Below are 3701 nucleotides of genomic sequence, written 5' to 3'. Positions count from 1 at the left end.
GTGCGGACCCTGGACGAGGCGGCCCGCACCGCGACGCACCTGGGGGCGTACATGGAGGCGGAGAAGCCGCTCGGCTCGCGCGCCGCGCTGGTGGCCGGCCTTCGCGCGGACCGCCTCCCGGGGGAGGACGCCTGGACCGTGGACCCGCGCCTGGCGCTCGCCGTCGCCGCGGGCGACTGGACGCTGCGCGTGGGGGGTGGGGAGTTCCACCAGGGGCGGTGGCGGATCCGCTACCAGCTGCCCGATGCGGGGACGCCCTCGGGGACGCCGACGAGCGCCCGGCACGTCGTGGCGTCCGCGGAACGGAAGGGCGAGCCCTCGGTGCGGGTGGAGGCGTACGGGAAGCGATACGGCGGCTACGCGGACGCGGGGGAGGGGTCGCGGATCGTCTCCGGCGGCGCGTCCGGCGTGGACGCCATCGTCCGCTGGACCCGGCAGGCGCGGCTGAACGGCTGGCTCACCTACTCGTACCTGGACGGCCGGGTGGAGCTGGAGGACGGGGCGCGCATCTCCTCGGCGGTGGACGTGACCCACACCGTCACCGGGGTGGCGAAGCTGGCGGTGGGGCGGCGCTGGGAGGTGGGGAGCACGCTGCGCTACGGCACCGGCCGGCCCTTCACCCCCGTGGTGGGCGCGGAGCCGGACCCGGAGCGGGGCGGCGCGCCCGGCCCCGTGTACGGGAAGACGCACGGCGCGCGGCTCCCCGCCTACCTGCGCCTGGACGGCCGCGTCACCCGCTTCGTGAACACCCTAGGCGGCTCGGGCGTGGTGTACCTGGAGATGCTGAACCTGCTGGACAGGGAGAACCTGGCCGCCTATACCTACGATGCCGGCTACCGGGAGCGGCGCGGCGTCGCCTCCTTCTTCTCCCAGCGCACCCTGGTGCTCGGGACCGGGATCACCCTCCGATGACCGATCCGCTCGCCGCGGGGAGCGCCCTCGCGGCGCTGGGCGCCACCTTCATGAGCACGGCGCTACTCCTCCTCCTCAACCCCCGCGACGCGGGGCTGCGCTGGTACGCCCTGTTCTGGACGTCCATCATGGGGTGGCTGGCCGCCCAGGGGTGGGGGGCCTCCACGGGCGACTGGAGCGTGGCGCGGCCGGTGCTCGACGCTTCCCTGCACTTCGCGCCCGGGCTGTTCATGGCCTTCGCGCTGGTCGCCGGGCTGCGGAAGCCGGCCGGCATCGGGCTCGTCCCCGTCGCGGTCGCGGCCCTCCTCTACCCGCTGGACACCACGTACGAGGGGCGCCCCTGGGCCGACGCGATGATCTGGGCATGGAACGTCATCCCGTGGATCGCGGCGACCATCGTCATGTGGGCCTCCTCCTTCCGGGAGATCCGGGAGGATCCGGGGCGGCGGCGGCTGGCGCGGTGGGTCCTTGCGCCGCTCTACCTCGCCCTCCCATTCGCCATCCTGGGGAGCGCCTTCTCGGAGCGGGGCTTCGGGCTGTACGTGATGCCGCTGCTGATGATCTGGATCCAGCTCTTCGTCTTCGCCGGGGTGGCCTACCTGCGCTTCTACGACATCGAGGTGCGGGCGGCGCGCACGGGGGAGCTCGCCTCCCGCGCCGCGGAGGGGGAGCGGCTGGCCGTGCTCGGGGAGCTGACCGCCTCGCTGGCGCACGAGATCCGCAACCCGCTCACCGGGGTGCGCTCGCTTGCGCAGCGGCTGGCGGAGGAGGAGATCGACGACGCGCGGCGGCGGCGCTACGCGGGGGTGATCCTGGAGGAGGCGGGGCGGGTGGAGCGGCTGGTCTCCAACCTCCTGGGCGTCGCCCGCCGGAACCCGCGCACGGCGGCGGCGTCGCTCACCCCGCTCGATCCGCTCTTCGAGGACCTGCTCCTCCTGGTGACCGCCCGCGCGGACAGGGTCGGCGTGCGCCTCGCCGCGGACGGCGGGCGGCTCACGGCCCGCGCCCCCCGCGAGACGCTGGCGCAGCTCCTCCTCAACCTGCTCCTCAACGGCGTCGCCCATTCGCCGCACGGAGGCTCCGTGGCGCTGGTTGCCCGCGAGGCCGCGGGCACGGTGGAGATCCGGGTGCGCGACGCCGGGCCGGGGGTGGCGCGCGAGGAGCGGGAGCGGATCTGGGAGCCGTTCTACAGCGGCACGGGCGGCACCGGGCTGGGGCTGGCGGTGGTGCGGCGGCTGGCGCGCGAGGAGGGCTGGACGGCGGAGGTGGGCGACGCGCCCGGGGGCGGGGCGGAGTTCGTGCTGCGCGTCCCGGCGGCCGCACCCGCGCGGGACGCGGAGAGGTCCACGCAGGCGGCGGGAGCGGCGCGCGGATGAGGATCCTGGTGGTGGACGACGAGCGGGCGATCCGCTTCTCGCTGGCGGAGCTGCTGGAGGCGGAGGGGCACGAGGTGCGCCAGGCGGAGCACGCTCCCGCCGCCCTGGCGCTGCTGGAGGAGGAGCCGGCGGACCTGGTCCTCTCGGACCTGAGCATGCCGGCCATGGACGGGATGCAGCTCCTGGAGGAGGTGTGCGCCCGGCACCCGGGAGCGCTCTTCGTGCTGCTGACCGCGTACGGAGACGAGCGGACGGCGGTGCGCGCGCTCAGGCTGGGCGCCTACGACTACGTCCCCAAGCCCTTCGACAACGAGGAGATCCGCGCCATCGCCCGGCGCGCGCGCGAGGTCCTGGCGCTCCGCGCGGAGAACCTGCGGCTGCGCGAGGAGCTGGCGGGGGAGGTCCCCGGGCTGATCGGCGCCTCGCCCGCGCTGCGCGAGGTGGCGCGCATCGTCCGGCGCGCCGCGCCCACGGACGCGACCGTGCTGGTGACCGGGGAGAGCGGGACGGGGAAGGAGGTGGTGGCGCGCGCCGTCCACGCTGCGAGCCGCAGGCGCGCGGGCCCCTTCGTGGCCCTGAACTGCTCGGCGCTCCCGGGGGAGCTGGTGGAGAGCGAGCTGTTCGGGGCGGTGCGGGGCGCCTTCACCGGGGCGGACCGCGACCGGGAGGGGACCTTCGAGGCCGCGCACGGGGGGACGCTCTTCCTGGACGAGGTGGGCGACCTGGCCGTCCCGGCGCAGGCCAAGCTGCTCCGCGTGCTGGAGGAGCGCGTGCTGACGCGGGTGGGCTCCACGCGCCCGGTCCCGGTGGACGTGCGGCTGGTGGCCGCCACCAACCGCCCGCTGGAGGAGATGGTCGCCGCCGGCACCTTTCGCGACGACCTGCTCTACCGGCTGCGGGTCATCCAGCTGCACCTCCCCCCGCTGCGCGAGCGGCGCGACGACGTCCCCGCGCTGGCGGCGCACTTCCTGGCGGACATGGCCGCCCGCCACGGCCTCCCGGTGCGCCGGCCGGGGGAGCGCGCCCGCCGCGCCCTGCTCGCCTACGACTGGCCGGGGAACGTGCGCGAGCTGCGCAACGCCATGGAGCGCGCCCTGGTGCTCGCCGAGGGGGAGACGATCGAGCCGGAGGACCTGCCGCCCCAGGTGGCCGGCGGCTCGTCCGGCCCCCTGCGCCCCACCGACGCGGCGCTGGCGGACCTTCCCTTCGCGGAGGCGCGTGAGCGCGCCACGGAGGCCTGGGAGCGGGCCTTCCTGGAGGCCGCGCTGGAGCGCCACGGCGGAAACGTGTCCGCCACCGCCCGCGCGCTCGACCTGCACCGCCAGAGCCTGCAGAAGAAGCTCCGCCAGATCGGGATGACGCGGGAGTAGCCGGAAAGGACGACGCCCCCCCCCGAGCTCCGGGGCGGGCGTC

General features: G+C 76.0%; 3 protein-coding genes. All 3 read left to right on the top strand.

Annotated elements, in window-relative coordinates:
• The coding region (locus VGR37_08435; GenBank protein HEV2147418.1) for a hypothetical protein at positions 1 to 912 on the top strand (912 nt) is incomplete at its 5' end.
• Positions 909 to 2288 (top strand): HAMP domain-containing sensor histidine kinase, encoded by a 1380-nt coding sequence (locus VGR37_08430; protein ID HEV2147417.1) that lies wholly within the window; start codon positions 909 to 911, stop codon positions 2286 to 2288. The genes VGR37_08435 and VGR37_08430, both read left to right, overlap by 4 nt.
• Positions 2285 to 3658 (top strand): sigma-54 dependent transcriptional regulator, encoded by a 1374-nt coding sequence (locus VGR37_08425; protein ID HEV2147416.1) that lies wholly within the window; start codon positions 2285 to 2287, stop codon positions 3656 to 3658. Before VGR37_08430 ends, VGR37_08425 begins: the two co-directional genes overlap by 4 nt.
• Positions 3659 to 3701: the final 43 nt, after the last annotated feature.

It is taken from the genome of Longimicrobiaceae bacterium, from assembly GCA_035936415.1.
Lineage (GTDB): Bacteria > Gemmatimonadota > Gemmatimonadetes > Longimicrobiales > Longimicrobiaceae > JAFAYN01.
The sequence above is the reverse complement of the archived record's forward strand: the minus strand, read 5'-3'. Positions and strand labels throughout refer to the sequence as shown.

Coding starts and splice junctions, on each gene's coding strand:
- VGR37_08430 (HEV2147417.1), top strand. CDS start 909: ATGACCGATCCGCTCGCCGCGGGGAGCGCCCTCGCGGCGCTGGGCGCC.
- VGR37_08425 (HEV2147416.1), top strand. CDS start 2,285: ATGAGGATCCTGGTGGTGGACGACGAGCGGGCGATCCGCTTCTCGCTG.